Here is a 25,059-nt window from a genome sequence, read left to right as displayed (position 1 = left end):
GATCAGTGCAACGGCGGCCTTTCGCCAGGCGACGCTGCCGTAGGGTGGGCAAAGCGACTTGTCCGCCGTAGCTCGAAGAGCGAAGGCGGAAGCGTGCCCGCCACTTTCACCGCGATCACCGAAGGATGGTGGGCACAGCGCTGCGCGCTTTTGCCCACCCTACAAGAGCTTCGGTGAAGCAAAAGGCGCGGACACATCGGCCGCGCCTTCGCAAGTCCTACACCGCCCCCGCCTTCTGCGCGTACTCCCATGACGCCTGCGACAGCGGCACGGTACGCTTGGCAGATTCCAGCGCCTTGGCGTTGGCGGCGGTGCCGTCGCGGATGCGGCCGGCGATACCCTGGGTGATGCCCGCGAGGCGGAACAGATTGTAGGAGAAATACCAGTTGAGATCAGGCACGCTCATCCTGGTGACGTTGCAATAGATCTGCGCCGCCTCTTCCAGGCTCGGGATGTTGAGCGCCTTGAGGTCGACGCCCTGCAGGCCCGGCATGATCCACTGCATGAGCAGATAGGTGAAGTCGGCCATGGGATCGCCGAGCGTCGACAGCTCCCAGTCCAGCACGGCCTGCACGCGCGGTTCCGTTGCGTGGAAAATCATGTTGTCGAGGCGATAGTCGCCGTGGACAATCGAGACGCGCGCCTGCTCCGGCACGGTCTTAGGCAGCCATTCGGCGACCTTCTCGAACTCGGGAATGTGCTGGGTCTCGGACGCCCGGTACTGCTTGGTCCAGCGGTCGATCTGCCGCGCGAAATAATTGCCAGGCTTGCCGAACTCGCCGAGGCCGATTGCGACGGGATCGAACATGTGCAGTTTCGCCAGCGTCTCAATCTTGCTGGTGAAGATTTTTCGGCGCGCGTCAGGATCCTGACTCGGCAGCGTCGGATCCCAGAATACCCGGCCCTCCTCCATCGACATGATGTAGAAGGCAGCGCCAATGACGCTGTCGTCCTGGCACAGCGCATAGGCGTGCGCGACCGGAAAGCCCTGCTTTCCAAGCGCTGCGATCACGCGATATTCGCGATCGACCGCATGCGCCGAGGGCAGCAGCTTGCCGAACGGCTTGCGGCGCATCACGTAGGAACGCTTCGGCGTGTTGAGGCGATAGGTCGGGTTGGACTGGCCGCCCTTGAACTGCAGCACGACCAGCGGGCCTTCGAAACCTTCGACGTTGTCGCGCATCCACGCCTCGAGGCGCAGCTCGTCGAAACGATGCCGCTCCTCGACCGGCTTGGTGCCCGAGAACTCCTCGTCTTTCCTGACGCCGTCAGCCACGGTGACGCTCCCTCTTCAGTCCTGACCATTTCAGGTCGAGCATGATCCTAGCGGGCCACAGCTGATGCACTTGCGTCAAGCCGTCGTCCGCCGTGGATCATGCCCCGTCGTTTCTTCAAGTCGGGAGCGCCGCTTGGCTCCCCCTGTTAATGACTGGGAGAGTTTGCATACTTCCGAAGTTCAAGTCTGGCAATGGCGCGATTGTGCACCTCATCCGGACCGTCGGCGAGACGAAGCGTGCGGATGTGGGCGTAGTCCTTGGCAAGGCCCGCCTCATCCGAGACGCCGGCGCCGCCAAAAGCCTGGATCGCCTGATCGATGATCTTCAAGGCCATGTTGGGACCGGCGACCTTGATCATGGCGATCTCGAGCTGGGCGGTCTTGTTGCCGACCTTGTCCATCATGTCGGCGGCCTTGAGGCACAGCAGGCGGTTCATCTCGATGTCGGTGCGGGCCTCGCCGATGCGCTGCTCCCACACCGAATGCTCGATGATCCTCTTGCCGAACGCGGAGCGCGAGGCGAGCCGCTTCACCATCTTCTCCAGCGCCTCCTCGGCCTTGCCGATGGTGCGCATGCAGTGGTGGATACGGCCCGGGCCGAGGCGACCCTGCGCGATCTCGAAGCCGCGGCCTTCGCCGAGCAGGATGTTCTCCTTCGGCACCCGCACGTTCTCGAGCAGCACCTGCGCGTGGCCGTGCGGCGCGTCGTCGAAGCCGAACACGGGCAGCATCTTCTCGACCTTGATGCCTGATGTGTCGAGCGGAACCAGGATCTGCGACTGCTGCTGGTGCTTGGCGGCCTTCGGATCGGTCTTGCCCATCAGGATCGCGATCTTGCAGCGGGGATCGCCGACACCCGACGACCACCACTTGCGGCCGTTGATGACGTAGTGATCACCGTCCTTCTCGATGCGGGTCTCGATGTTGGTGGCGTCGGACGAGGCGACCGCGGGTTCCGTCATCAGGAAGGCCGAGCGGATCTCGCCGTCCATCAGCGGACGCAGCCATTTGCGCTTCTGCTCCTTGGTGGCGTAGCGCATGAACACTTCCATATTGCCGGTGTCAGGCGCGGAACAGTTGAACACTTCCGAGGCCCAGGTGATGCGGCCCATCTCTTCCGACAGCAGCGCGTATTCGAGATTGGTCAATCCCGCGCCGCGGAATTCATCATCTTCATGCTCGTTCGGCGGCATGAACATGTTCCAGAGGCCCTCGGCCTTCGCCTTCTTCTTGAGGTCCTCGAGCACAGGGATGACCTTCCAGCGCTCGCCGCTGCGGTCCTGCTCATCATAAACAGGCACCGCCGGGCGCACGTGCTTGGCCATGAAGGACCGCACGCGGTCGAGCCATTCCTTCTGCTTGGGGGACAGGTCGAAATCCATGGGACGCTCCTCGTTTCTCTCTCGCTGGTCCTTTTGCGCCGGACTGTCCTCCCGCCGCGCGTAGCCCGCAAGCGCGAATGCGCACACTGGCGAGCCTTGCGGAACCGATCGCAGTTGCGAACGAGTCCCGATTGCGGATTGACTTTTCCCGGCCTTCAAACGATAGTTTCATACAACTGTTTGAATTGCAACTCCCTCGCTCACGACGTCATTCCGGGGCAGCCCGCAGGGCCGAACCGGAATCCCGAAATGTGGCGCGAGATTCCGGGTTCGACGCTGGCGCGTCGCCCCGGAATGACGGGACAAGAGTCATGGCCAGCGATCATACGAGGTCTGCCATTCTCGCCGCCGCCGAGCGGCTCTATGCCGATCGCGGCTTCGGCGACGTGACGCTGCGCGACATCGTCGCCGAGGCCGGCGTCAACCTCGCCGCGGTGAACTATCATTTCGGCTCCAAGGACGAGCTGATCGCGGAATTATTCGTCACCCGCTCGATCGCCACCAACCGCGAGCGCCTGCGCGAATTGAAGGCCGCTGAGGAAGAGGGCGGCGGCCGCGCGCCGATCGAGGTGATCCTGCGCGCGCTGGTCGGGCCGACCTTGCGCGGCTGCCTGGGGCCGGAGAACCAGCGCTCCACCGCCGCGCGCTTCATGATCCGCGCCTCGATCGAATCCGTGCCGCCGATCCGCCGCATCAAGAACCGCGAGATCGACCATTTGCGCAAATTCGCCGGTGCGATGCGCAGGTCCCTGCCCGACCGCAGCGACGTCGATATCTATTGGGGCCTCAACTTCGCGCTCGCGATGGCGCACCACACCATTCGCGAGAGCGAGCGCCTGACGAAGCTGTCGGAAGGCAAATGCGACCTCGACGACGTCGAGGACGTCGTCGCGCGCGTCGTCAGCGTCGCGACGATGGCGCTGACGGCGGGTAAGGCCGAGGCGAAGGCGCCGGCGAAGGTCGCGGCGCGTTAGCGCATGATCCGGAAAAGTGCGAAGCGGTTTTCCGAAAAGATCATGCGCACTTTAGAGACTCACATCATCGCGATGCAGTCGATCTCGACGTCGAAGGGACCAAACCATTCCGGCGTGCAGACGAAGATCCGCGCCGGCGGATCGTGCGGGAAATAGCGCGCATAGACCGCGTTGAATGCGGCGAAGTGTTTTGTCGAGGTGCAGTAGACGTTGCACTTCATGACGTTGTCGAGCGAAGCGCCGGCCGCCTCGAGGCACAGCTTCATCTGCTCCATGATGAGCTCGCTCTGGCGCTCGATCGGCGCGGCGGCGATCTCGCCGGTCGCGGGATCAAACGGCGGCAGTCCGGCGACGAAAATCATGTTGCCGGCGCGCGTCACCGGCGAGGTCGGCGCCTTCCAGCGATCCAGAAATGACGAGATCGGTTCGACGCGGAGCGCTTCGCGTTTCATGGGCCACCTTCGGTTCAAGCGAGACTGACGCCTTGCTACATCATTCTGCAGCCGGCATGCTTCGCTTAAGCTCGAAGTGTGGTTGCGGCGAAATTACGCCCGCTGCGGCATCTCCTCGGCTTCTTCCTTGGCGAGCAGCAGCAGCATCTCGATGCCCATCTCACCTTCCTGCGGCGAGCGGATGAACTTATTTCGTCGGCGCTTTGCCGCAGTGCGGCAATGATGGCGACGGCCTGATTGGCGGTTGCCGCCTCAGTCGCCAGAATGGACTTCTGGTTCTTGGACTGAAACCCGATGGTGTAGGACATTTATTCCCTCCCGCGCTCACGTGAAGAGATCGAATCAGAGTCGCGCGCCGAGTGGAAGCCTGTGCGACTACGGACCGGGATTATCTGGGGATTGCGCGCAAGCTCCACGCAAGGCCGCGCGAGCGCCACGTTGTCGTCACCAGTCTATGGTTAGCGATCCGGTGCCGGCGCAGCGTTATGCCAGCCCCAGCATGGCACGCGCATCTTCCGCCGTCGCAACGCTCGCACCAAGGCTCTTCAGGATACCCGCGGCATGCGCGACCAGCTCGGCATTGGTCTTCGCCAGCACGCCCTTCGACATATAGAGATTGTCCTCCATGCCGACGCGGACATGGCCACCGAGCAAATAGGCCTGCGCGACCATCGGGAATTCGGCGCGGCCGATGCCGAAGCCGGACCAGATCGCGCCCGACGGCAGCAGGCTGCGGGCATAGAACATCGTCTCCGGCGTCGCCGAGAAGCCGTACTTCACGCCGAGCACGAGCGAGAACAGGCCCGGGCCCTTCAGCGTGCTGTCGGCGAACAGGTCGCGCGCCAGATGGCAGTCGCCGGAATCGAACAGCTCGATCTCCGGCAGCACGCCCGCGGCCTTCATCCGTTCGGCCATGATGCGGACATTGCGCGGCGTGTTGATCACGACCTCGCCGCCGGAATTCATGGTGTTGAGGTCGAGCGTGCAGATGTCGGGCTTGAGCAGCTCGATATGCTCGACGCGCTTTTCGGGCGGCAGCAGCGTCGTGCCGGGACCGGCGATGCGGGGATCCTCGACCGAGGGCACGAAGCGGCCGCCGGGACCGGTCGTCAGATTGATGACGAGGCTCTTGTTGCGGGCACGGATTTTTTCGACCACTTCGCGGTAGAGATCGATCGCCATCGAGGGCCGCCCCGTTGAGGGATCACGCACATGGATGTGGGCGATGGCCGCGCCGGCTTCGGCGGCTTCCAGCGCGGATGTGGCGATCTGCTCGGGGGTGATGGGGAGATACGGCGACTGCTCGGGTTTTGTGAGATTGCCCGTGATGGCGCAGGTGATGATGGTTTTGCCGGTCATGCGGTGGTTGTCCCGATCTCGCCGTGACTTTAGGAGCGCAAGCCTATCTTACCCTCCCCTGGAGGGGGAGGGTCGGCGCGAAGCGTCGGGGTGGGTGATCTCCCCACACGGGCACTGTTCAACGCAGAGAGACTGTCACCCCACCCCGCTGCGCATTCCGCTTCGCTGCATGCGCATCGACCCTCCCCCTCCAGGGGAGGGTAAGAGCGCTAGATAATCCCCTGCTGCTTCAGTTCCTCGATCTTCCCGGCATCGTAGCCGAGCTTGCCGCCGAGCACCTCCTGTGTGTGCTCCCCCAGCAGCGGCGGGGCGCGGTAGTTCTTGATCGGGGTCTCCGAGTAGGTCAGCGCATTGCGGATCAGCGACAGCTCCGGCTCGAACTTGTGCTCGGTCTTCACCCGCATGCCGCGCGACTGGACGTGCGGATCGGAGAACACCTGCTCGAAATTGTTGATCGGCCCCGACGGCACGCCGGCCTCCTCCAGCTTGTCCAGCCAGTAGGCCACCGGCTGCTTCAGGAACAGGCCGGCGAAGATCGCCATGATCTCCTTGCCGTGCACAACGCGGTCGTTGTTCTTGACGAAGCGCTTGTCATTGGCGAGCTCAGGCTCGCCGAGCACGGCACAGGTGCGCTGGAACTGACCGTCATTGCCGACCACCAGCATCAGCTCGCCGTCGGTGCAGCGGAATACGCCGGCCGGCATGCCGCCATTGCCCCAGGTGCCGCGGCGCGGCGGCGTCTTGCCGTTGACGAGATAGATCTGCAGCCAGTGCGACAGCGATGCGATCACGGTATCGAACAGGCAGACATCGATGTGCTGTCCCTGCCCGTCATTGGCGTCGCGATGGTAAAGCGCCGAGAGAATCCCGATCGAGGCATTCATGCCGGTCATGTAGTCGACGATCGACGGGCCGACCTTCATCGGGCCCTCGCCCGGCTCGCCGTCGATATGGCCCGTGACGCTCATCAGCCCGCCCATCGCCTGCAGGATCGCGTCATAGCCGGCGCGCGGCGCGTAGGGGCCGGTCTGGCCGAAGCCGGTCACCGAGCAATAGATGATGCCGGGGTTGATCGCCTTGATCGTCTCGTAGTCGAGGCCGTAGCGCTTGAGGTCGCCGACCTTGTAGTTCTCCATGAAGACGTCGACGTCCTTGGCGAGCTCGCGGATGATCGCCTGCCCCTCCGGCTTGGCAATGTTGACCGTGACCGACTTCTTGTTGCGGTTGGCGCAGAGGTAGAACGAGTTGTTGTTGTTGGCCCTGCCGTCGGGATCGGTCAGGTAAGGCGGGCCGAAAGCGCGCGCGTCATCGCCGGTGCCCGGCCGCTCGATCTTGATGACCTCCGCGCCGAGATCGCCCAGCATCTGGGCCGACAGGGGCCCGGCAAGGACGCGCGTGAGATCAAGGATCTTGATGCCTGAGAGCGGCAAGGCCGACATGTCGGTTTCCTCCGGGGAACTGGTGTTGGCGCGGTGGCTCCAGCCAGGCCGCGCTCATTGCGGATACACCATTTTCGCGCCCTGAGCACTGCGCTCCGGGCATAAGGGCATCCGCGCGCCGGCAGCGGGAGCGACCGTGCTGAGAATTTCCGTGTCGCGAATATAGCGTCAGGTCGCTGCTGCGGCCGCCACCTGCGGCCGCCGCCGGCCGAGCAGGACCAGGATCAGTACCGTTGCGCAGGAGCAGACGAAGGTGAGACCGAGCGCACTGCGGCTGCCGTACTGGGTGAGCAGGCCGGCCAGCAGCGGCGGAGACAGCGCGGAGGCGAGATTGAGCGGCAATGCGATCATCGACATCGCCTTGGCGAACTCGGCCTGGTCGTAGAACACCAGCGGGATGGTCGCCCGCGCCACCGCCATCGCGCCGCTGCCGGCACCGTAGAGCAGGATGAAGACCGCGACCGCCCAGGTCGCACCTTCGCTCATCATCAAAAGCAGCATGGCAACGGGAAGCGCCGTGCCGGCCACCAGCCCCGTCGTGATGCCGTCCCACCGCCCGCCGCCGAGGAAGTCGAGCCCGCGGGCGCTGACCTGGATGACGCCGAGCATCGAGCCGAACGCGACCGCCTGCGCCGGCGCCAGCCCCTCCGCCCGCAGCAGCTCGATGAACACGGCGCCGAGGCCGAAATTGACGAAGGCATTGAGGGTGATCGCGGAGACGACGAGTCCGAAGGTGCTGCGCGCAACCGGCGGCGCATCCGCGTGCCTTGCCGGCGCCGGGCCCTCGTCCTTCGCGACGCTCCGGCGCGGCGCGGCCAACGCATAGAGCGGGAGCGAGACCACGATCAGCATGGCGGCGTAGACGAGGCACGTCCAGCGCCAGCCGACGAGACCATTCAGGAACGATGTGGCCGGCCAGAAGATGCTGCTCGAAAGCCCCGTCACCAGCATGAGCGCGCCGATCGCGCTCTTGGCCTGCCGCCCGGCGACCTCGTTCAGCATGATATAGGCGCCGGTCGAGAGCGTGGCGCTGCCGGCAAGGCCGAAGACGATCCAGGCGGCGAAATAGAGGGCCGGGTCGCGCGCAAAGAACAGCAGCACGAATCCGGGCACGCTGACGACGGTGCCGATCATCATGACCTTGCGCGCCCCATGCCGCGCGAAAGCCTTGGCGAGCCAGGGCGCGCAAAGCCCCATGGTGACGTAAAGTGTCGAGGTGCCCGCAAACACCATCGGCAGGCTCATGCCGAGATCGGCGGCAAGGTCACGGCCGATGATGGGCGGAAGGCCTATCGTTCCCCATCCAACCAATTGGGTGATTGCAAGCACCAGCAGGACCCCGATGAGCCTGCCGTCAGATTTCAAGAACCGCATTCCAAACGTCGCCTGCCCCAGCTGCGTGCCTGTGCACAGACCCGTCATAGCGGGAGTCTTGGCGCAGCGGAATGCCGGCCACCGAATGGCAGTCGGCAGCCTTGAGCATGTCAGGGGGAGGCAGTAGCCCCTATCCCGCGAGCCCGAGCAAGGATCGCGCCTCGGCCGGGGTCGCAACGCGCCGGCCGTGGCGCGTGACAGCCTCGGCGGCGACGGTCACCAGCTCTGCGTTGCTGGCGGCGAGGCGCGTCTTGTCGATCCTGATATTGTCCTCGAGCCCGGTGCGAACTGCGTCGGCGCCCCGCGCGAGCGCCCAGCCCATGACCTCGGCTTGGTGGCGCCCGATCCCGGCGGCCGTCCAGGTCGCTTTCGGAATCAGCCGCCTGAGCTCGCCCAGGAGGATGTCGAGGACATGCTCGTCCGCCGGCATCGCGTTCTTCACGCCCATGACGAACTGCACGTGCGGACGTGAATCCATCAGCCCCGCCTCGATCAGGCGACGGGCGCCATGCAGATGTGACAGATCGAAGATCTCGATCTCCGGGCGGATGCCATTCGCCTTCATGCCGGTGGCGAGAGTCTCGACCAGGGCGGCGCCGTTCTCGTAGACGATGGTCGGAAAGTTCACCGACCCCGTGGAGAGCGAGGCCATGTCCGGCTTGAGATAGAGCGATGATCCGCGCGCCGAGGGATCGCGCCCTCGCCCGCCGGTCGAGAACTGAACGATCATCCCCGGACAATGTATCCTGATGCCCTCCTGCACCAGGGCAAAGCGCTCGGGATCCGAGGACGGCGTCTCGTCATCGTTGCGAACATGGATATGGGCAGCGTGGCACCGGCCTCGAAGGCCTGGTGGGTCGATTCGATCTGTTCAGACGGCAGGATCGGCACCGCCGGATTGTCCTTCTTGCGCGGAACGGAGCCGGTGATGGCGACAGCAACGACGACGGGGTTCATCCCTGGACCTCATGATGATCGCGCTCGCGCGCAAAAGCAGGTTCGAGTGGGTTATCACGTAACGCGTCGAGCCTGCCGCTGCAAACATCATTGCTCGCAGCGGCATGGCTCGTTGCGTTTCCGTCAGGTCTGAACTGCGGCCGCTCCGCTCGCAGCTTCCGCACGCTGCCGCTCATAGTCGGCCTGTGGCATCGGAACGGCCTTGGGGTTGCCGAGATCGTCGATGCGGATCCGATAGGTTTCCCGCGCCGAGACGGCCGCCAGCGCCGCGATGACCGTGATGCCGAAGGCGATCGCCCCCACCGTCAACGGGATGTTGTCCGAGCCGGGAGGTGCCACGGTCGCGAACAAGGCGGGAAGCAACGCGGTGATGGTCGTACCGATGTTCTGCGAGATCGCCATCGCCGACACCCGGGTGCGGGTCGGAAACAGCTCCGGGTAGAAGCTCGGGAAGATCGCGTTGTAGCCCTGGTAGACGACGCCCCACATCAGCAGCGACAGCAGGATCGCAAGCGGCACGTTCCTGATGCTGATCGCATAGAGATAGCCGAAGGCGAGCAGGCCGGAGAGCAGCGCACCCACGATGATCGGAGGCTTGCGGCCGACCTTGTCGGAGAGATTGCCGACAAAGGGAATGACGAATATGGCCAGCATGTTTCCGAGCACCGGGATCCACAGATAGACGTCCTTGGCAAAACCGATGCCATAGGCCGGCTGCACCGCATAGGCCGCACCGAAGATGGTCGCAACGACGGGGATGACGTTCATCAGGGCCATGCAGATGACCCTGAGCATGTCGCGCCAGCTCAGCTTGATGGCCTGAACGATGGGCGACCGCGGCGTTTCTCCCCGCTCGCCCTCGCGGGCGAAGGCGGGGGTTTCGTCGACTTCGCGGCGAATGATGTAGCCGGCGACGATGACGAAGAAGCTGAGCAGGAAGGGAATCCGCCAGCCCCAGCTGTTGAAGGCCTCGGTCGGCATGTAGGCGGCCAGCGGCAGGAAGACGGCCGCCGCGAGAATCTGTCCGGCCTGCACGCCCTGAAGCGCGAAGCTCGCATAGAAGCCGCGCCGGCCGAACGGCGCGTGCTCCAGGATCATTGAGCTCGCGCCGGAGATTTCACCGGCAACGGCAAATCCCTGCACGAGCCGCAGGATGACGAGCAGGATCGGGGCGAGGATGCCGACCTGCTGATAGGTCGGCAGAAAACCGACCGCCATGGTCGAGATGCCCATCAGGAACATGCAGACGATGAGCACGGTCTTGCGGCCATGGGTGTCGCCCCAATGTCCGAGCACGAAGGCGCCGATGGGACGGGCCACATAGCCGACGCCATAGGTCGCCAGCGATGCGACGATGGCGACGGTGGGATTTTCCGACGGAAAGAAGATTTGCGGGAAGATCAGCGAAGCGGCAGTCGCGTAGATGAAGAAGTCATAATATTCGAGAGCCGAACCGATCCAGCCGCTCGCAGCAGCCTTCTTGGACTGACTCCTGTCATGGATCGCGCGTGTCGTGGTCATCTCAGAAATTCCTCCTCTGGGTTTCTCGACGTCCCGTTGGCGGGCTTCGTTCGACATCGGACAGCACTCTCCGGGCGCTCTGCGGGGCTTCGCGGAGCGCTTGTCATTGCCGATGGCTGTCTGATTGGTCGCAACAATAGGCTTTCGCCGGGCTAACACAATTACCCAGTTATGCGATAAACCTAACATGATGTTATTTTACGCGGCGGGACGTTTGAAGCCCACCGCGGCTCAAAGCGCCTTCCTCATCGTCACTCGCGTTGCGCTTCGCCCGGTCACTCAGTTTGCGACCGCGCCCTCGGCCGCCGCCCCTTGCGCACGATCCGGCATGGGTCCTTCACCCGCCAAAGCACGAAGCCAGCGGCGATACTCCACGCCGAGAAGATCGCTTCTCAGGTGTATCTCGTCCTTGGGTTGAAGCGGCAAAGTCTTCGGGCGTTGCGACTCGACGATCACGCGATCCTGCTCGTACACCTTGTCCAGGCGCGCCACGATCTGCTCGACGCCGACATCAAAGCCGTAGTTGACGGCGGCGGTCAGATGCAGCACGCAGTTTTCCAGATCGATCGGCGTGACGGCCATGAACGTGCAGAAGCGCTCAACCTCGCCGGTCTTCTTGTCGAAATAGGCCGTCGTGGGGCGGAAGCAGTAGTAATGATAGCCCGCCGTGATGGGAATGCCGCGATGATCGCCGTAGGGCTGAAACAAGGTGATCTCGCTCGTGCGCAAGCCTTCATCCGTCAACACGACATCGTAATCCACGAGTTCGTCGGGATCATCGGGGTTGCCATTGAGGTTGGCGTGCACGAACGGAAAGTGCGCCGGGTCCAGGAAGTTCTCCACGGCACGAAGAGCATTTGCATTGTAGTAGTACGGCCCGGCCTGGACCTTGCGATAGGTCGCATCCTCCCAAACGGGAAACGGAGGAACAGCGGCGACTGGATTGCCCATGCAGACCCAAATGTATCCATACCGCTCGACCGCCTGATGGCGGAATGCCGCGGCTCGGCTCGTCGGGCGGGTCGTCGGATGAGCCGGGTAACGGCGGCAGGCTCCATCGGTGCCGTATTCCCAGCCATGGTAGGGGCAGACGACGCAACCGTCCTTCACCCAGCCGAGCGACAAGCGCGCACCGCGATGACGGCAATAGTCCTTCCAGGCGTGAACCTCGCCGTCGTGGCGCCACAGGATGATGTCCTCGCCAAGCAGGCGCGCCGGCACGATGGCGCCTTCCGCGACCTCCTCGCTCCGGCGGACCACGTGCCATTCGTTGACGATGGCGCGATAATCGGCTCTCTCGGTGTCCCAGGTTGACGCGATCACCATGACCTCACCTCACTCGCCACTGGTCCAGCCGGACAGGCGGTCATCACGCATGCGGTCGCGCGGAGTGACAGGTGGGCTTCCCTCTCCCGCAAATTCATGCTCTGAGGCTCAATACAACCCCTGGATGCGCACACGTCAACCAGAATATCGAGATTGTACGACTGCGAATGAGTTTTGAAGCATACGAGGTCCGGCGTCGTCCCTGCCCGTCGCTTGCGAGCCGCGATAGGCCAGCGATCAAGTGGATGCGGCCGCTGGATTCGTCGATCGTTTAAACAATCGTTGCGGCCGCCACGCCTCAGCGCGGACGGTCGATTGCACCGGGCGGCGGTTGTCAGGTCCTGACCTTGTTCAGGTCACACGACGATGAAGCTAAATTCCCAGCGCATTCTCGCCGGCTTCGCGACCGGGCACGCTGACATGCACCTCATGTCCCTCGCGCAGCGCCAGCGACGCTGCCGCGACCGCCGACTCGAAGGCGGCTTCCTTGGTGGCGTATCTGCTCTTGACGTCGCCGTCATGCAGCACGCCCCATTCGTCCTGCACCGGCACGATCGCGTATTGAGCAAGGCCCATGGTCTCCTCCTCCAGCTCTCCAATATCCAGGCACTTATCGCTGCGTGAGCTGCGGATGCGTCGCGCTCACCCGCCACACCGTGTTGCCGCTGTCGTCGGCGACCAGCAGCGCGCCGGTCTTGTCGATGGCGACGCCGACAGGACGGCCGCGCGCGTGGTTGTCGCTCTTCAGGAAGCCGGTGACGACGTCCTGTGCCGGCCCGCTCGGCTTGCCGTCGCTGAACGGCACGAACACGACCTTGTAGCCGTTCAGGTTCTGCCTGTTCCAGCTGCCATGCTCGCCGACGAAGGCGCCGCCGCGATAGGCGCTCGGCAGGCTTGTGCCGGTGTAGAAAGCCATTCCCAGCGGGGCGACATGCGAGCTCAGGGCGTAGTCGGGCATGATCGCCCTGGCGACGAGGTCGGGCCGCTCCGGCTTGACGCGGGGATCGACATGCTGGCCGTAATAGCTGTAGGGCCAGCCATAGAAGCCGCCGTCCTTCACCGATGTCATATAGTCGGGCACGAGGTCGGGGCCGAGCTCATCGCGCTCGTTCACGACCGTCCACAACGCGCCGGTCTGCGGCTCGAAGCTGAGGCCGTTCGGATTGCGCAGGCCGCTCGCAAAGATGCGCCAGCGGCCGCTGTCGCGGTCGACCTCGAGGATGGCGGCGCGATTGTGCTCGGCTTCCATGCCGTTTTCGGTGATGTTGCTGTTGGAGCCGACGCCGGCATAGAGCTTCGAGCCGTCGGGGCTCGCGACGAGGCTCTTGGTCCAGTGATGATCGATCGGGCCGCCCGGCAGCGGCGTCAGCACCGTGCCCGGCGCGGTGATCTTGGTATCGCCTTCGGTGTAGGGATATTTGACGATGGCGTCGGTGTTGGCGACATAGAGATCGTTGCCGACCAGCGCGACGCCGAAGGGCGAGTTGAGATGGTCGAGGAAGACGCTCTGCGTATCCGGCACGCCGTCGCCGTTGGTATCGCGCAAGAGCGTGATGCGATTGCTCTCGCCGGTATCGCCGCCTGACGTCGCCCAGGCTTCGACGTAGCCGATCACGATTTCCTTGGGCCGCTTGATCGGAGCCCCCTTGGGCGCCTTGGATTCCACCACCAGCACGTCGCCGTTGGGCAACACGTAGAGGAAGCGCGGATGCTGCAAGCCGGTAGCGAAGGCCTTGGCCTGCAGGCCCTGTGCGACCGAGGGCGTCTCGTCCTTCTTCCAGCCGACGATGCGCGCGATATGCATCGGCGGCAGCCAATATTGCTGGATCTCGGGGAGCTTCGGGTTGGCGCCGATCTGCGCCCTGGGATCGCCGCTGCCATCGTCGCAGCCGGCGAGGCACAGCAGCAAGGTGCACACAAGCGCGCGGGCAAGCGTGGACGTCATCGCGCAACTCCTACGCCGTGGCGGTAGACCATGGCCCAGCCGAGCCAGCCGGTGACCGGCAGGATCAGGACGGTGATGATCGACAGGATGAGCCCGGTCGGCCACACCGACGTCCAGCCATCGCGCGTATGGATCAGGGCATTGAGGGTGGCGAGGACCAGCGCCACCGCGTTACCGAGCAGATGCGGCCAGGCCGGCGGCTGCGCGCGCACCAGGCGGTTGCCGAGAAAATCGGTCAGGCCCGCAATCGCCGCCAGCACGCCGAAGATGACGCCGACGAGCAGCAGCCAGGCGGAGAAATTCGCCCACATGATCTCGGCGCTGACGACATAGGCAATGTCGGTCAGCAGCGCCCCGATGAAGCACGCGATCGGAATCGGCACCAGCATCGGATGAATCGGGTGGCCTGCGATTTGCGCGGTGCTGCGCACGCGCATGTCTTCCTGCACGGTCGACCTCGTATGGCTTTCGCCCTGCCCGACCGGCCAACTCGCGCTTGCGGCGAAGGTTCCTACTGCAGCGCGGTCACTGCGCGCCCGCCTGATACGCCGCATAGGCGCGCTTTAAGCCATCGTGAAGCGAGGTCGTCGCGCGCCAGCCGAGTTTTGCCAGACGGCTGACGTCGAGCAGCTTGCGTGGCGTTCCGTCAGGCCGCGACGTATCGAAGCTGATCTCGCCGCCATAGCCGACGATGTCGGCGACGAGGCGCGCGAATTCGGCGATGGCGATGTCCTCGCCGGTGCCGATGTTGACCAGTTCCGCGCTGGAATAGGTCTTCATCAGGTGCACGCAGGCATCTGCCATGTCGTCGACATAGAGGAACTCGCGCCGCGGCGTGCCGGTGCCCCAGACCACGACGCTCTTCGCGCCCGACACCTTGGCCTCGTGGAAGCGGCGGATCAGGGCGGCGACGACGTGGCTCATTTCGGGGTGATAATTGTCGCCGGGGCCGTAGAGATTGGTCGGCATCACGCTGATGAAATCGCAGCCGTATTGGCTGCGATAGGCCTCCACCATCTTGATGCCCGCGATCTTGGCGATCGCATAGGGCTCGTTGGTCGGCTCCAGCGGGCCTGTCAGCACCGAGTCCTCGCGCAGCGGCTGCGGCGCCAGCTTCGGATAGATGCAGGAGGAGCCCAGGAACATCAGCTTCTCCGTGCCGTTCCGATGCGCGGCCTGGATCACGTTCGCGGCGATCGCGATGTTGTCGTAGATGAACTCGGCGCGCAGCGTATCATTGGCGACGATGCCGCCGACTTTTGCGGCGGCAAGGAACACCACCTGCGGCCGCACCCTTGCGAACCAGTCGAACACCGCGGCCTGGTTGCGCAGATCGATCTCGCCCCTGGCGACCGTGACGAGCTGGACATCCTCCGCTCCGAGCCGGCGCACGAGCGCGCTGCCGACCATGCCGCGATGGCCGGCGACGTAGACGCTTTTGCCCTTGAGCTCAAACGGTAGGCTTGCCATGGCCTGCATCCCGCTTCGCCTCGGCCAGATCGCTTCTCATCATCTCCGCGACGAGCTCCGCAAACGTCCGCTTCGGCGTCCAGCCGAGCACCTCGCGCGCCTTGCTGGCATCGCCGATCAGGAGATCGACCTCGGTCGGGCGGAAATAGGTCGGATCGATCTTCACGACCGTCTTGCCGCTCTTCTCGTCGATGCCGGTTTCCTCGACGCCCTTGCCGCGCCAGACGACGCGGCGGCCGACCTGCGCGAACGACAGCTCGACCATCTCGCGCACCGAGTGCATCTCGCCGGTGGCGAGCACGAAGTCGTCAGGCTTGTCGGCCTGCAGGATCTTGTGCATGCCCTCGACGTAATCCCTGGCATGGCCCCAGTCGCGCTTCGCCTCGAGATTGCCGAGATAGAGCGTGTCTTCCAGACCCATCTCGATGCGCGACACGCCGCGCGTGATCTTGCGCGTCACAAACGTCTCGCCGCGGATCGGGCTCTCATGGTTGAACAGGATGCCGTTGGACGCGAACATGCCGTAGGCTTCGCGGTAGTTCACCGTGATCCAGTAGCCGTAGAGCTTGGCGACGCCATAAGGCGAGCGCGGATAGAACGGCGTCGTCTCCTTCTGCGGAATCTCCTGCACGAGACCGTAGAGCTCGGAGGTCGAGGCCTGGTAGAACCGCGTCTCCTTCTCCATGCCGAGGATGCGGATCGCCTCCAGCAGGCGCAGCACGCCGAGGGCGTCGGCGTTCGCAGTGTATTCCGGGCTCTCGAAGCTGACGGCGACGTGGCTTTGCGCGGCGAGATTGTAGATCTCTGTGGGGCGGATCTGCTGCACCAGGCGGATCAGATTGGTCGAATCCGTCATGTCGCCATAGTGCATCAAGAACGGCACGTTGCCGACATGCGGGTCCTGGTAGAGATGGTCGACGCGCGCCGTGTTGAACGAGGACGAGCGCCGCTTGATGCCGTGCACGACATAGCCGAGCGACAGCAGATATTCGGCGAGATAGGCGCCGTCCTGGCCGGTCACGCCGGTGATGAGAGCGATCCGCTCAGCCATATGTGCCACCCACTCCCAACACACCTCGAGGGGCCGCCGGCTTCCCGTTCCGGCCGCTGTCCTTCTCTGACAGATCGGCCGCCGGGGTCAACCCAATATGGGAAAAGGGTTACCGGCTTTGTTGGCCTGATGATGGTCCCGGATCGCCGCTTTCGGCATTTTAGAAGGGCTTCGGCGCGTGAGGGCGACCCGCAGGCTCACTGCGCGCCGCGACAGCCGCCACAGCGGGCGAGATCGCCGCCTTCGATGATGTGATGCTGATATTCGGAGATCGCGCGATTGGCCATCCGGATGCGATTGGTCTGTCCTTCGTCAACCATCGTGGCGACGCGCTGCGCGAGGAATACGCACGCCTCGAATTCATCCCGGATCGCCCCCGTGCGCGCGAGAAAGTCCCACGCGATGTCATATGCCTGTTCGGCGGCCGCATTGCGGTAGTCGCTGAAGATGATATGCGTCATCAAATCACACTGTCATTCGACTGCCTTCGTTGCCGCAACCGCAACCCGGCCCGATCGTTCCTAAAGCTGCCTCCGCCCTCAACCTCCATTGTCCCGCTGCAACCCGTGTGTTCCGAGCGTGGACCCAGCTGACGATTAGGAACGCCTCGCCGGTCCCCGCCGTTCAACTGGATGACGCGATATTCCTTCAAGATCTCGAACGACGGTGACTTCTCTGACAGCGAAGAGCTGCCCAATGCGCTCCGCACCGTGAGGGACATTGAATCCACGCTCAACCCCAACGGAGGCGATTGGTCCCTCGTTGTCCACCGGGAGGGTGATCCGCTCTACCGCATCGATGTGCGTGCCCAAAAGCTCAATTAAGTGCTCGGACTGAGATGCAGATAGGTCGGGTCGAAGCCCGCCAGCTCTTCCATCTCCCTGGGCTTGAGGATGTGAAACTCTGATCTGCTCACCGCTACCAATCCCTCCTTCCGGAGGTTTTGGAGCACCCGGTTGGTATGCACGACCGACAATCCCAGGCAATCTCCAAGGTCGGCCTGAGTAATGGGCAAGCCGAACTCCCCATTTCGCGTATGACCGATTGCCGTGAGCCTCCGATGCAGTTCAATCAACAGGTGGGCCATTCTCGGTGTCGCCTCCCTTCGTCCGACGTTGACGATCCATTCCCTGAAGATCGATCCATCAATCAGCGTTTCGCGCCAGAGGGCCGCTGCCAGGTTTGGGCGTTGCTGATTGATCGCTCTCAGATCGTCGTGAGAGATGAAGCCCAGGTTGCAACGGGTGACGGTGACAAGATCATGATCCATGACCTTGAGATGAAGGCTTTGAAGGTCAGGGATTTCTCCCGGGATGTGGATGGAGAGAACCTGTCGTTCTCCATCCGCCGTCGTCTTCGACCGGAACGCGAATCCATCCGCGATCAGGCAACAGTCAGTGGGCCGCCCTCCGTCGGCCACGATAATCTCGCCAGCGTCGAGATGCCGCTCGCGAATCCGAAGGCCCTGAATGGCGCGGATGTCGTCGGCATCCAGATCGTTGGACACGGTCAGCTTCGTGATTAGCGCGGAAGCGAGGTTTGCCGGCATCGGATGCTCCTTTTTGAGACCCGAATGTACAAACCACTCCGGCCTGTCAGGCGGGAGCGCTACACTCTCAGCACCGGCGCCCGAGAACTGTCTGCCGATGATGTAAGACAACGCAATGTTATAAGATCGTTCCAAAATGCCCCATCGAGCAAGTTTTGGAGCAAAATCATAACTTTGATCTGGTTCTGGCTAGGCCCCACCGAGCGTGTGCATGACCGGCCGAAGCTCGGCACCATCATCGAGATCGAGCGTCGCCAGCGTGATCGGGAGCTTGAAGCGTCTCGGCCCGGCGCTTCCGGGATTTAGATAGAGGACGCCGTCGGCCGTCCTGACGCTTGCGCGATGCGAATGACCGTAGATCACGGCATCGATGCCGTCGGGGGCAGGCTTGCTCTCGAGTTCGTTCAGATCATGCAGGACATAGAATAAGTACCGGCCGAGGCGCACGGTTTCCGTATCCCGATAGTTCCGTGCCCAATCGCCGCTATCGACATTGCCGCGGATGGCCGTGACAGGCGCGATCCTGCGCAGCCCCGCGAGCACATGCTCGGCGCCGATATCGCCGGCATGAATGATATGCGTGACCCCGGCAAAGTAGTACTCGACTTCCGGCCGCAGCAGCCCGTGCGTGTCCGAAATCACCCCGATCGTCGTCACAGCGCTCTCCTGGCGTCCTGCCGATGCCCTGCCCGCGCTTAGGAACCACGACAGCGCGCCCGCATTGCCCGCACATCTAACGGGAGCACGCGGATGGGCAATAGCGGCGTTGGCATGTTTTTGGGAGACGTCTCGGCCACGGCATTGTCGCTTTGGTTCATCGGCGCGTTCGTCCTTGGCGCTGTGATCTGGTACGCGTCAGACGATCGGGACATCTGCGCCGCAGCGAGCGGGCGCAACTGGACCGGAACACGGACGCGGCGCAGCGCCGCGATGATCCACAAAAGCCGATGGCAAGGTGATGGAGCCCCGAAGCCGGGGGCGGTCGATGCGTGAGGACTTGCGCGCGATCAGCCGTTATTTTTTGCGGTCAGCTCCCTCATCGCCGTTCAGTTTTTCGATCTTCGCTGGCAAGTTTGGATATCGGCCAACTCTGTAGGTAGCGTTCTCGCATTTGACGACCCAAACATCGTAGTCCGGCTTCGACAGCTTTTCGTCCCGCGTGGCTTGTTGCGGCTTGTCGCAAGTAAGGCCCTGATTGCGTATCTGGACCGCGATAACATCCGCGTCCGTTTCGGCATAAGCGAGACCGACAAGTCGTTCGCTGGCCGGCACGAGAGCTGCGGCTAGAAGCGCCGGGACCAGAACTGAGCGATTGAAGACGTTCACGGGTCAACCTCCTTCTAGGTGGTAGAATCCGGGGTCCCTCCCTGCGTCAAGAGAATATAGTCCTGCTCTGCCGCGCAGCAACGCGCGCTGCAGAGATGTCATGAGCGATGGAGTGATTGGGTGGGGTCGGCCTCTTTTTTCAAGCAAAGTCAGCTTGTCCGAACCGAAAGCGAGTTGCCCAACAAGTTCTTGAAAACATTGGAGCGGGTGAAGGGAATCGAACCCTCGTATTCAGCTTGGAAGGCTGCTGCTCTACCATTGAGCTACACCCGCGTTGGCGATCCCCTAACACGGCCGGGCGGCGGTCTCAACTGCCTCCGGACGGTCTTTCCCGCGTCGTGAACGCCTCTTGTTCCCGGCCTCTCGCCCCACCCCTTAACGGCCGGGCGATCCCGCCCTATATTGAAATCTCCCGAAACCAACGAAAGGAGGTGATCCAGTGTCTTATCTCAAGCGCTGTCACCTCGCTGGGATCGCCCGCTAGGCTTGAAAAGGGCTTGGCATCGGGGCGTTCTCAGCCCTGGACCAGCGAGCAAGAAATCGGGCGCGACGGGGCCTCCCCGCCGCGCCTTTTTCGTGCGCCGGCGCCGCTCAGGCCGGCGGCTCGCCCGCAAGGACCTCGCGAATCTTCTCCGAGAGCTCCGACTTCCTGTATGGCTTCTGAAGCAGCGCCACGCCGGGATCGAGATGCCCTTCATGAACGATGGTGTCGTCGGTATAGCCGGAGGTGTAGAGCACCTTCACCCCCGGCCGGCGGAGCCGGACGGCCTCGGCCAATTCCCGGCCATTCATGCCGCCGGGCATGATGATGTCCGTGAACAGGAGATCGAATTTGGCGCCCTGGTCGACCAGCGCCAGCGCGGATGCGCCGTCGCCGGCAGCGAGCGTGCGATAGCCGAGGCTGCCGAGCTGGGCGATGACATAGCCCTGCACCAGCGGATCGTCCTCGACCACGAGGATCGTCTCATGCCCGCGCGCTGCGGCGAGCGCGTGAACCGGCGCCGTCCTGGCCGGGGCCTCGCCCTCCGACCGCGGCAGGAACAAGCGCACCACCGTGCCGCGCCCCTCCTCGCTCTCGATCGCGACGGTGCCGCCGGTCTGGCGGGCGAAGCCGTAGACCATGCTGAGCCCGAGGCCGGTGCCGCGGCCGACGCCCTTGGTGGTGAAGAACGGCTCGAACACGCGCTCACGGATGTCGGCCGGAATGCCGTGGCCGGTGTCGCTGACTGCGACCATCACGAAGGCGCCGCGGACGACATCGCCCTGGTCGGCCCCTTCCGTGCCGTCGAGCTCCCGGTTCGCGGTCTCGAGCGTCAGCCTGCCGCCGCCGGGCATCGCGTCACGCGCGTTGACCGCGAGATTGACGATCGCGGAGGAAAGCTGCGACGGATCGACCATCGCCGACCAGGCGTCGTCCGCGAGCCGGGTCACGATCTCGACATGCTCGCCCAGGATCGGCTTCAGCAGCTTCGCGGTCTCCAGCACGAGGGCGTTGACGTCGATCTCGCGCGGCTCGAGCGGCTGGCGGCGCGCGAAGGTCAGGAGCTGCGAGGTGATCTCGGCGCCGCGTGTGGCGGCATCGTCGATGAGCTGCGCGATGGCGGCGAACTGGGGCCTGTCCGCGAGCCCCTCCTGGATGATCTCGATGGTGCCGGTGATGACGGTGAGCACGTTGTTGAAGTCATGCGCGACGCCGCCGGTGAGCTGACCGATCGCGTCCATCTTCTGGGATTGGCGAAGCCGCTCCTCGGTCTCGTGCTGCGCGGTGAGGTCGGTGGCGGAGCCGCGATAGCCCATGAAGCGTCCGTCCGACGCGAACACCGGCTGGCCGTTGACGCTGAAATGACGCATGCGCCCGTTCGCATCGCGACCGCGATATTCGAACTTCCGGAACGGCTCGTGACGATCCAGCGTCGCCACGTGCGTGCGCCATTTCTCCGGCTCGGCGTCATGGTCGAAAGCGGCGTCGATGCGGCGCTTGCCGATCAGCGCCTTGTGGTCCATGCCGAAGGCGCCGGCCCGCTCCGATATATAGGTGAACCGATGATCCGGTCCGGTTTCCCAGAACCAGTCGGACGCGGTCTCGGCATAGTCGCGGAAGCGCTGCTCGCTCGCGCGCGCGTCTTCTTCGGCGCTGCGGCGGATCTTCAGGTCACGCTCGAGATTGGCGTTGGCCTCGCGCAGCTCGCCATAAGCGCGCCCGAGATTGGTGCACATGGCATTGAAGGCAACGACCACCTTGTCGAGCTCGTCGGGATCGTAGGTCGGACGGCGCTCCAGGTGCAAAGCCGGCGGCGGCCGCGCCAGATTGTACTTGCTGACGAAGTCGGCGATGGCAACCAGATGCCGCGTCACCAGCAGATGGAACATGTAGATGATGAACAGCGAGACGAGAAACGTCTTCGCCGCCTGGCTCGCCAGGATGATCAGGGCACGGTTCATCAATTGCTGGTAGACTTCGCTCAGCGTCGCCTCGACGTGAAGCACACCGATGGTGCGCACGCTCCCCTGCATAGTGATGGTCAAAGGATAGTCGCGCGTCACGATCGAACGGGTGTTCGGCTCGCCGACCGCGACACGGATCGGATTGGGACGATCGGCGATCTCGCGCACTTCGGCGGCGCGGATGTCGGGCAGCCGCAGGATACCGTCGAGCAGGAGCCTGAGCTGGTTCTGATCGAGATTCCACAGGCTCTCGCCAAGGCTGCCGGTGGTGCTGCGGCCGATCTCGTCGAGCCGCGTCTCGATGACGCCGACCTCTCGGTTGTAGTCGAGATAGAGCTGAAGCGCGGTCAGCACCAGCGTGACGACCGAGGAGAACAGCAGCACGGCGGCCAGCAGGCGCGGCCCGACGCCGCTGCGTGACCAGTTGAAGATCCGCGACAGCAGCGTTCCGATCATCGCCGGCGCGAGTGCCGCGCCGATCCCGCTCAAATCCTGCTTCGCGGCTGCCGGGGCGACGGCGCGGCTGCGCTTGGAATCCTCGTCGCCTGACTTAACCATGCACCATGTCCCGGGAATGGCGGCACTGCTCCGGCCGGCCGGTCACGGCCGCGAGCAATTCGACAGTTGAGATTCTCTTCACGCGAGGCGCGTGGCGATCCTGTCGGCCCATGGGCGGCTTGAGGTCGGCAGGGTCATATCTTGCGCCCAGCAGCAGGATTCCCGCGCAAGCTACCACTTCGCGTGCTAAAATGACATCGATGAAAGTCCGGTGTCGCCTCACCGCGCAGGCGAGCGTTGGTCGTTACGGCCGGGCTCCCGCGCGACCCCCGGTAGATCGCGCGAGCCTCCGAATCCAGCGGTAGCAAGGCCCGACCAAGGAGAAGCGTGATGTGGCGGATTGCCGTTGCCTGGCTGTCTTTGCTCGCAGCCGCTCCATCGCAGGCGCAAGACCTGATCCGGCTGGCGCGCATCGCCGACATTCCCGATCAATATGTCGGCGGCGAGATGCTGCGGGCTGTCTACGCCAAGCTGAACATCAAGCTCGAATTCGAGGACGTTCCCGGCAAGCGGGCGCTCGCACTGTCGAGCGCGGGCGAGGTGGACGGCGAGATCCAGCGGATCGGGACGCTCTCCCGTGACTATCCGACGCTGGTCCAGGTCACGCCGGCGATCAACTACATCGAGCCCGCGGTATTCACGACGAAGCTCCATTTCGATGTCACCGGTTGGGATTCAATTCGAGACCACAGCATCGGCATCGTCCGCGGCGTCGGCTCATCGGAGGCCGGCACGCGCGGCATGGCCCGCGTCACGGCGACGACCAGTCTGGAGAGCATGATCAAGATGCTCGACGCCGATCGCTTCGACGTAATGGTCACCGACCTCTTCAGCGGGCTCGTCGCCGTGAGGAAGCTCAACCTGCAGGCCAGGATCTACCCGCTCTCGCCACCGCTCGAGCGCATCCACATCTATCACTATTTGCACGAACGCCATCGCGCTCTGGTGCCTGAGGTCGGCAAGGTGATCGCGCAGATGGAGGCGAGCGGCGAACTGGCAACGCTGCGTGAGAGGCTGGTCAAGCAGATCCTGAGCGCACCGTAACGGTGCCGGCTCAGGTTGCGCGAAGCCGTTCGCGAAAGGCGACGGCGGCAATCAGCACGCCGACGCACCAGGCCACCACTGCCCGGTGAGGCTCTTCGCCGAGCAGCACGGTGAATAGGCTGGTGATCAGGCATGGCGCGATCGCGCTACCATTCCGGCTCGCCAGCGAGAGCAGGAACGGCATCGCAGCCATCGAGATTTGCAGGACGCTCATTCGCGAAGCCTGTCTGCTGGAGACTTCAGAAGCCGCAGACATTGCGCGGGTGCTTGCCGCGGCGGCTCTCGACAATGCGCTCGCCACCATTCTCGGCCGAGCTGCCGTAATAGCGGTGGTGACCGCTCTGGTCGTGCAGATCGGCCGGCGCCGATTGGGCCGCCCGCCGCGCGTCGCAGATGATCTTGATGGACTGACCCGACATTGCCGCCTCCAAATTCCTCAGCCTTCTTGGTGGTCATCAGTCGCATCGGCTTCAGGCGGCGTTCACACCGGCCGGTCGCAATCGGGTTTCAGGATGGTTTCGTCGAGGCCTGCACGACGCAATATTTTGTTGAGGGGGATTGTCGGCTACGGGCATGGTGGTACGTCCTTTGGACGCGCGCAGCAAAATCAACGAGGTGACGATGTTTTACGCGATCCTGGCCTATCATGTGGAAGACGAGCTTTTGTCCTGGACGGCGGAGCAGGATGCCGCGGTGGTGGCCAAAGTCATCGAGGTTCAGGCGCCGCTGCGGGCCAGCGGCCACCTTGGGCCCGCCGCCCGCCTGGATGACACAAAAAAGGCTCGCACCTTGCGCGGCCCCGGCGCGGGCATGGTGCTGGACGGCCCGTTTGCCGAGACCAAGGAGCAGCTTCTCGGCTTCCACCTCGTCGAATACGACACGGATGAGGAGGCGATCGCCGCGGCGCGGAAGCTGCGCGAGGTCAACCCGACCGCGGTCTACGAAATCCGCCCGGTCAAGCTTTACGTGCCGTCCGATGGGTTCGGCGCGACAAAGGGGTGAGCCAGCGTCTTACACGTCCGTCCTGGCCGGCGCGGCATAGAAGCGCTGGATCAGCAGCCCGCCGAAAGCGATGAACCATACGAAAGGCGCGACATGCGGCGCGAATGCCGCCACGATCGTGCCCGGGATGAACACGAGCAGCGGAAACAGCGAGGCCATGATCTCGTGGCGCCAGCCGCCGAGAATGGTCCACCACAGCCAGGCATTGAGCCCGGCGATCACAGTCAGATGCAAACCGTAGAGCACGGCGACCGCACTGCTCATGCCGTAATTGGTGTAAAGGCCGTTGGTGACCGGCAGCAGCACGATCGAGAGCAGAAAGAACAGGTTGAGGATCACGCCGCCGCGGCTGCCGACCGGCTGGCGCGCCAGCCGGCGGTGATGGCTGATCCAGAACACGCCGGCGATGATGAAGCTGAGCGCGAGGCCGGCGAGCTTGCCGGAATAGACCTGGGCAAGATCGCTCCAGCCGGGTGCGCTGGTGAACACGGCGGCCTTGGGCAGATCGTAGGCCAGAAGCGTCATGGCGACGCCGAAAATGGTGTTGCTGAGCGACTCCAGCCGTCGCATCTCGAATTGGTCGGGCTTGAGCTCGGACATGCCGGGCAT

Annotated in this window: 26 protein-coding genes, 1 tRNA gene and 1 pseudogene; 5 read left to right on the top strand and 23 right to left on the bottom strand. The window is 63.9% G+C overall.

What is annotated here, in order from left to right; translation table 11 throughout:
• Positions 1-217: 217 nt before the first annotated feature.
• The gene (locus QA649_RS19585; protein WP_283025615.1) at positions 218-1,276 is read right to left on the bottom strand and encodes a phosphotransferase family protein; all 1,059 of its coding nucleotides are present in this window, start codon (positions 1,274-1,276) and stop codon (positions 218-220) included.
• Between the two features lie 146 nt (positions 1,277-1,422).
• Entirely contained in the window at positions 1,423-2,658 is a 1,236-nt protein-coding gene (locus tag QA649_RS19580; RefSeq protein WP_283025614.1) for an acyl-CoA dehydrogenase family protein, read from the bottom strand.
• Between the two features lie 311 nt (positions 2,659-2,969).
• Between QA649_RS19580 and QA649_RS19575 the strand changes: the two genes are divergently transcribed.
• Positions 2,970-3,632: a TetR/AcrR family transcriptional regulator gene (locus tag QA649_RS19575; protein ID WP_283025613.1), complete on the top strand. Its 663-nt coding sequence runs from the start codon at positions 2,970-2,972 to the stop codon at positions 3,630-3,632.
• A gap of 59 nt (positions 3,633-3,691) precedes the next feature.
• Here the strand turns inward: QA649_RS19575 and QA649_RS19570 are convergent, their stop codons facing one another.
• Positions 3,692-4,084, bottom strand: a complete 393-nt coding sequence (locus QA649_RS19570; protein WP_283025612.1) for a RidA family protein — start codon at positions 4,082-4,084, stop codon at positions 3,692-3,694.
• 78 nt (positions 4,085-4,162) lie between these two features.
• Here QA649_RS19570 and QA649_RS19565 point away from each other — a divergent pair, with 78 nt between their 5' ends.
• Positions 4,163-4,321: a hypothetical protein gene (locus QA649_RS19565; protein ID WP_283025611.1), complete on the top strand. Its 159-nt coding sequence runs from the start codon at positions 4,163-4,165 to the stop codon at positions 4,319-4,321.
• Between the two features lie 246 nt (positions 4,322-4,567).
• Here QA649_RS19565 and QA649_RS19560 read toward each other — a convergent pair whose 3' ends face one another.
• From QA649_RS19560 to QA649_RS19495, 14 genes and pseudogenes are all read right to left on the bottom strand, one after another.
• Positions 4,568-5,443, bottom strand: coding sequence for a 3-keto-5-aminohexanoate cleavage protein (locus QA649_RS19560; protein ID WP_283025610.1), 876 nt, complete (start codon positions 5,441-5,443; stop codon positions 4,568-4,570).
• 209 nt (positions 5,444-5,652) lie between these two features.
• The gene (locus tag QA649_RS19555) at positions 5,653-6,882 is read right to left on the bottom strand and encodes a CaiB/BaiF CoA-transferase family protein (protein WP_283025609.1); all 1,230 of its coding nucleotides are present in this window, start codon (positions 6,880-6,882) and stop codon (positions 5,653-5,655) included.
• A 168-nt stretch (positions 6,883-7,050) separates the two neighbouring features.
• On the bottom strand, positions 7,051-8,256 hold the full coding sequence (locus QA649_RS19550) for an MFS transporter (RefSeq protein WP_283025608.1): 1,206 nt from the start codon (positions 8,254-8,256) through the stop codon (positions 7,051-7,053).
• A 130-nt stretch (positions 8,257-8,386) separates the two neighbouring features.
• Positions 8,387-9,213: pseudogene (locus QA649_RS19545) on the bottom strand (3-keto-5-aminohexanoate cleavage protein).
• Between the two features lie 123 nt (positions 9,214-9,336).
• A complete protein-coding gene (locus QA649_RS19540; RefSeq protein WP_283025607.1) occupies positions 9,337-10,734 on the bottom strand; it encodes an MFS transporter in 1,398 nt (465 codons plus the stop codon).
• Positions 10,735-11,013: 279 nt separating this feature from the next.
• The gene (locus QA649_RS19535; RefSeq protein ID WP_283025606.1) at positions 11,014-11,994 is read right to left on the bottom strand and encodes an aromatic ring-hydroxylating dioxygenase subunit alpha; all 981 of its coding nucleotides are present in this window, start codon (positions 11,992-11,994) and stop codon (positions 11,014-11,016) included.
• A gap of 438 nt (positions 11,995-12,432) precedes the next feature.
• Positions 12,433-12,636 (bottom strand): hypothetical protein, encoded by a 204-nt coding sequence (locus tag QA649_RS19530; RefSeq protein ID WP_063682698.1) that lies wholly within the window; start codon positions 12,634-12,636, stop codon positions 12,433-12,435.
• Positions 12,637-12,670: 34 nt separating this feature from the next.
• Positions 12,671-14,005 carry a sorbosone dehydrogenase family protein gene (locus QA649_RS19525; RefSeq protein ID WP_283025605.1) on the bottom strand — a complete coding sequence of 445 codons (1,335 nt, stop codon included), beginning with the start codon at positions 14,003-14,005 and terminating at the stop codon, positions 12,671-12,673.
• Positions 14,002-14,454 (bottom strand): DUF2231 domain-containing protein, encoded by a 453-nt coding sequence (locus QA649_RS19520; protein ID WP_283025604.1) that lies wholly within the window; start codon positions 14,452-14,454, stop codon positions 14,002-14,004. The genes QA649_RS19525 and QA649_RS19520 overlap by 4 nt, the downstream gene beginning before the upstream one ends.
• Positions 14,455-14,530: 76 nt before the next feature.
• Positions 14,531-15,484 (bottom strand): GDP-L-fucose synthase, encoded by a 954-nt coding sequence (locus QA649_RS19515; RefSeq protein ID WP_283025603.1) that lies wholly within the window; start codon positions 15,482-15,484, stop codon positions 14,531-14,533.
• The gene (gene gmd, locus QA649_RS19510) at positions 15,456-16,526 is read right to left on the bottom strand and encodes a GDP-mannose 4,6-dehydratase (RefSeq protein ID WP_283025602.1); all 1,071 of its coding nucleotides are present in this window, start codon (positions 16,524-16,526) and stop codon (positions 15,456-15,458) included. The genes QA649_RS19515 and gmd overlap by 29 nt, the downstream gene beginning before the upstream one ends.
• Before the next feature lie 197 nt (positions 16,527-16,723).
• Complete coding sequence (locus tag QA649_RS19505) at positions 16,724-16,987, bottom strand: hypothetical protein (RefSeq protein ID WP_283025601.1); 264 nt, start codon at positions 16,985-16,987, stop codon at positions 16,724-16,726.
• Positions 16,988-17,346: 359 nt separating this feature from the next.
• Positions 17,347-18,075 (bottom strand): Crp/Fnr family transcriptional regulator, encoded by a 729-nt coding sequence (locus tag QA649_RS19500; protein ID WP_283025600.1) that lies wholly within the window; start codon positions 18,073-18,075, stop codon positions 17,347-17,349.
• A gap of 189 nt (positions 18,076-18,264) precedes the next feature.
• Positions 18,265-18,732: a metallophosphoesterase family protein gene (locus QA649_RS19495; protein WP_283025599.1), complete on the bottom strand. Its 468-nt coding sequence runs from the start codon at positions 18,730-18,732 to the stop codon at positions 18,265-18,267.
• A 93-nt stretch (positions 18,733-18,825) separates the two neighbouring features.
• Between QA649_RS19495 and QA649_RS19490 the strand changes: the two genes are divergently transcribed.
• Positions 18,826-19,068 carry a hypothetical protein gene (locus QA649_RS19490; protein WP_283025598.1) on the top strand — a complete coding sequence of 81 codons (243 nt, stop codon included), beginning with the start codon at positions 18,826-18,828 and terminating at the stop codon, positions 19,066-19,068.
• Between the two features lie 21 nt (positions 19,069-19,089).
• On the opposite strand, the gene QA649_RS19485 is transcribed toward QA649_RS19490, so the two are convergent.
• From QA649_RS19485 to QA649_RS19475, 3 genes are all read right to left on the bottom strand, one after another.
• The gene (locus tag QA649_RS19485) at positions 19,090-19,401 is read right to left on the bottom strand and encodes a hypothetical protein (protein WP_283025597.1); all 312 of its coding nucleotides are present in this window, start codon (positions 19,399-19,401) and stop codon (positions 19,090-19,092) included.
• Positions 19,402-19,600: 199 nt separating this feature from the next.
• Positions 19,601-19,674, bottom strand: a tRNA-Gly gene (locus tag QA649_RS19480).
• A 318-nt stretch (positions 19,675-19,992) separates the two neighbouring features.
• A complete protein-coding gene (locus tag QA649_RS19475; protein ID WP_283025596.1) occupies positions 19,993-22,404 on the bottom strand; it encodes an ATP-binding protein in 2,412 nt (803 codons plus the stop codon).
• A 330-nt stretch (positions 22,405-22,734) separates the two neighbouring features.
• Here QA649_RS19475 and QA649_RS19470 point away from each other — a divergent pair, with 330 nt between their 5' ends.
• The gene (locus QA649_RS19470) at positions 22,735-23,448 is read left to right on the top strand and encodes a transporter substrate-binding domain-containing protein (protein WP_283025595.1); all 714 of its coding nucleotides are present in this window, start codon (positions 22,735-22,737) and stop codon (positions 23,446-23,448) included.
• A gap of 10 nt (positions 23,449-23,458) precedes the next feature.
• On the opposite strand, the gene QA649_RS19465 is transcribed toward QA649_RS19470, so the two are convergent.
• Together QA649_RS19465 and QA649_RS19460 are read right to left on the bottom strand one after the other, a co-directional pair.
• Positions 23,459-23,662, bottom strand: coding sequence for a hypothetical protein (locus QA649_RS19465; RefSeq protein WP_283025594.1), 204 nt, complete (start codon positions 23,660-23,662; stop codon positions 23,459-23,461).
• A gap of 25 nt (positions 23,663-23,687) precedes the next feature.
• Positions 23,688-23,867, bottom strand: a complete 180-nt coding sequence (locus tag QA649_RS19460; protein ID WP_260389801.1) for a hypothetical protein — start codon at positions 23,865-23,867, stop codon at positions 23,688-23,690.
• Between the two features lie 202 nt (positions 23,868-24,069).
• On the opposite strand from QA649_RS19460, the gene QA649_RS19455 reads away from it, so the two are divergent.
• The gene (locus QA649_RS19455; RefSeq protein WP_283026056.1) at positions 24,070-24,450 is read left to right on the top strand and encodes a YciI family protein; all 381 of its coding nucleotides are present in this window, start codon (positions 24,070-24,072) and stop codon (positions 24,448-24,450) included.
• A gap of 9 nt (positions 24,451-24,459) precedes the next feature.
• Here QA649_RS19455 and QA649_RS19450 read toward each other — a convergent pair whose 3' ends face one another.
• Positions 24,460-25,050: a TMEM175 family protein gene (locus QA649_RS19450; RefSeq protein ID WP_283026055.1), complete on the bottom strand. Its 591-nt coding sequence runs from the start codon at positions 25,048-25,050 to the stop codon at positions 24,460-24,462.
• Positions 25,051-25,059: the final 9 nt, after the last annotated feature.

Source organism: Bradyrhizobium sp. CB1717, assembly GCF_029714325.1.
Lineage (GTDB): Bacteria > Pseudomonadota > Alphaproteobacteria > Rhizobiales > Xanthobacteraceae > Bradyrhizobium.
The sequence above is the reverse complement of the archived record's forward strand: the minus strand, read 5'-3'. Positions and strand labels throughout refer to the sequence as shown.